The following is a 3,462-nucleotide window of genomic DNA, read 5'->3' as shown; positions in this document are numbered from 1 at the left end:
TTGATCCCGGTAACATGCTGTATTCACCTGTTACCCAGCCCCGGTTCTTGCCTCTCAAATGAAAGGGTACCCGGTCGTCGATGCTGGCGGTGCACAATACGCGGGTTTCGCCAGTTTCCATCAGGACAGATCCGGCAGGATGCTTGGTGTAACCACGTGTAATCCGCACGGGTCGCAACTGATCATTATGTCTTTTGTCAATTCGCTTCATATGAGTCGATAGAGCAATCTTTTTTCAGAATTGTCAGACTGAATACGGCTGATTATTGTAACTGTATTGTCGAAAATCGGTGAGATCTAGTTTGATGAAGATCGATCACCGATGTCGTTCTGATCGGTAGGTGCCCTATTGCGAAATATATTGTGAAACTCAGACTACCTGTTCAATCAAATTCGCCAATGCGACCTCGCCTCGCTCCAGCAATCTTTCTCGTGTCTGCTCAAGTGAATAGCGACCATAGAAATAATTAAGCTTGTCAGCGGATTTCTCTTAGATTTGACGGACAAATTCCTTAGTCGGGTCATACCTTTTCTCAACTCTGTCCAGCATTGTTTTGGGTTCAATCGATAAAAGTCGTTCTTTGGCAATTGCAAGTAACTTACCGCTAAAAGCATTCAATGCCGCACCGAGTAGTTATGTGCTGACAACAGTCGTTCTGTCGACATCCTTGCACCGAGAATCCCGGAGCGATTATTGGGTTCTTCTGATGGGTGCTTTGGTACAGTAGCTGATGATTCTTTGTCCTATTGAGCAGACACATCTGTCGTATCCACTTCGCGCTCCGCTGCGAGGTAGATGTCCTCGAAGCAACACTTGGAGTTGGCGGCCGACGAATCCGCCCCTTCGTCGTCCGGACATTCGTGGAAAACGTACTTTATGCCGAGTGTCTAGAAATAGTCGCCGAAAAAGATTGCGCTGTAGCAACAGGTAAATGTACCCGTCGTCGGTAAAAGCCGGCGAAGAGGCTGGCACCACTATGTGACAAAGCATTAACGAGCAGAAAGTCAATCCTTCAGTCGTCTCAGGTAGTACCGTGCTGAATGGTACAGAATTTCAAACGTAAACGATACGGACACACTTTTCAGTACAGTTTTGAGAAAATCCCTACTGCGTCTCGAAGTCAAAGATAGTGCTTTTTCATAATCAAGACTCTGTAATCATCCTTACCAAATACACTTGAACATTTAGCTAAATTTGGAAAAAAGTGTCAACAAATCTCGGGAATCGACACTTGCCGCTTCCACCCGAGCGAGCGGCCCTTCATCGCGCGATTCACCTGGCACATCTTGATATGGCAATACGGCAGTTTCGGTTATAGCTTCGGCACGAATTCAGCGCATACTGTTCGGCCAGGCCATACGAGGTCCCCCAACCACTCCCGTAACCGTTGTTGTCACCAATGGCGAGTGCGCCGCAGGCATCACGGAACCAGACGACTTCAAAGCAGTTGGTGCCACCTTTGCGACGGCACTCCGAGATGGCGTCGTTCCGTGCTTCGGATAAACTGCCGTAACTCCAAGCCATTCCCCAAGCGTAGCCGCCGCCGTATTCCTGACTGAAAGCGGTCGAGCCGTAGACATGAGACAGAGCATCAACCAACACAACAACTTAACGCGCTTCATGGCCGAATACTTACCGAGACATCCCACTGACCGTTGCGTAACCGAGGATGCGCTTGCCAGTGTGGCTTCGAGAAAATTCCTACTACTTTTCGGAGTTAGAAGATGGTGCTTATTCACAATAACCATAATGAAGTCTCCATTTTTATGTAAAAATAACATGTAGCCTGCAGTTAAAAATATTAAAGCATAGATTTTGGTCGATATTCGGGAAATTCAAAATTAATCGACTCGGATGCGCTTTCCAGTGCGGATTTGAGAAAATTACCACTGCGTTTCCGAGTTAAAAATGGTGCTTTTTCATAATTAAGACTCCAATTTCAAGATAATTTTTCCGTAATCATGCCGTACCAATTACACCTGAATATTTGGTCAAAATTGGAAAAAGCATCAATAAATCTCGGGAATTGACACCCACCGCTTCCACCCGAGCGAGCGACCCTTCATCGCGCGACTCACTTGAGACTGCGCATTCTACGCAATTGGGACGATCGGGCGTTTTTGCTTCAACCGATAGGTCGAGGTTCATGCCTATGCCAATCGGGTGGTGTTTCGTCTCAACGGCAGGATCGTTGGCGAGCGTGACCGCACGATACCGAATGTCTGCAGGCAACGCACCCTCGGTCATTGCAAGCAGCTGCAGCCCGACTCTTCGGCCGGGTGCCGCCGGCATCGATTCACCGAGGAAAACTTTGGGAGGTAAATTACCTCAGGCCAGACCTGAACAGCGCCAGCTCTGTTGTTCTTCAAATCGACAGAAACCCATCGTACCGCGACTGCATCGGTTCACACCATGCTCCAAACACCCCATTGCCTGTTCAATGTCATTGACTGTTGCCGTTAACAGAGTCATATTGCGAGTCTGCAACCAATCAAATAACCAATAAACGGTAATGCGGCAACCATCAACCATCGTCCTTGACAACCCGAGTTAACTTAAAGTCCAGTGCACACAGGCGGTAACTTCCCCATCATGACAATAGCGCGAACTTTGTGCTGGTCAGTTGAAGAACTGATTTCGAGAGCAGTGGGTAGGGGCGGTCACGCACGGCTGGGTCGTTGCTGAAACAGTCCCGCTGTCATGAGATCAGATCGGTCAGTCTGGAGCTTGTCTAGCAGCTGTCTCCAGTTTGGTTTCAAAGAACTTATCCATTCCTAGTCTGTAACTCGCACACCCACCAACTCAAAGTCCCAAAACAGGGTGCCCTTTTGGACTGCGTTTTTGAAACTGATATTATCCTGAAAATCTCTAGCTTGCCGGGGTGGAACATTAATCGCGACAAAATCGACTTGTTCACCGATAATTGGACATTCATCGTTGACAGTTCCGCTACCATCAGGGCAGTCACGCAATGTAATCTTGATAAGAACATCGGTAATCACCTTCCCCGAAGAATTCGACACACGCCCTGAATAATCCCAACTTTCGCCATAAGACTCCTGAGCATTCACGTCGTCAAGCTGTACCGATTCTCTTTCAATTGGAAAATTTGAAGTTTCCGATTCATCATCGCTCCAATTGCACCTAGCAGGCTGAAACCTATTTTTGGAGAATAGTAACTTACTACGATCAGCGCGGTGCAGACGATGGCCAGCGCAACCCATTGCATATTTCGAGTTCCTTTCTGTATAAATCCTTTTAATCGTACAATAAATGGTCGTTGTGCGTTCCACTAACTTGCGATTCCAGCAACCAGAACGCGATCAACTTGCCTGCTTATATAGCCTAAATTTTTATTTTTGCCAAGAATTTTTTCTGTGAGTGATTTACCTGTCAGTTCCGTTGAGTCGGTACTTCCACCGCATTTCGATTCGCCTCGGGAACGCTACAACTACAACAAA

Annotated in this window: 4 protein-coding genes; all 4 read right to left on the bottom strand. The window is 47.3% G+C overall.

From position 1 onward, the window contains the following. The coding region (gene rph / locus J4G02_23190; protein ID MCE2397411.1) for a ribonuclease PH at positions 1–211 on the bottom strand (211 nt) is incomplete at its 3' end. A gap of 1,062 nt (positions 212–1,273) precedes the next feature. Then, positions 1,274–1,603, bottom strand: a complete 330-nt coding sequence (locus J4G02_23185; protein ID MCE2397410.1) for a DUF4189 domain-containing protein — start codon at positions 1,601–1,603, stop codon at positions 1,274–1,276. Between the two features lie 357 nt (positions 1,604–1,960). Next, entirely contained in the window at positions 1,961–2,293 is a 333-nt protein-coding gene (locus J4G02_23180; GenBank protein MCE2397409.1) for a hypothetical protein, read from the bottom strand. Between the two features lie 482 nt (positions 2,294–2,775). After that, on the bottom strand, positions 2,776–3,225 hold the full coding sequence (locus tag J4G02_23175; GenBank protein MCE2397408.1) for a hypothetical protein: 450 nt from the start codon (positions 3,223–3,225) through the stop codon (positions 2,776–2,778). Positions 3,226–3,462: the final 237 nt, after the last annotated feature.

This window comes from Candidatus Poribacteria bacterium, assembly GCA_021295755.1.
GTDB lineage: Bacteria > Poribacteria > WGA-4E > WGA-4E > PCPOR2b > PCPOR2b.
The sequence above is the reverse complement of the archived record's forward strand: the minus strand, read 5'-3'. Positions and strand labels throughout refer to the sequence as shown.

What these genes read in the sequence shown, in the direction of transcription:
- J4G02_23180 (MCE2397409.1), bottom strand. Translation starts at nt 2,293, where the DNA reads ATGCCGGCGGCACCCGGCCGAAGAGTCGGGCTGCAGCTGCTTGCAATG.
- J4G02_23175 (MCE2397408.1), bottom strand. Translation starts at nt 3,225, where the DNA reads ATGGGTTGCGCTGGCCATCGTCTGCACCGCGCTGATCGTAGTAAGTTA.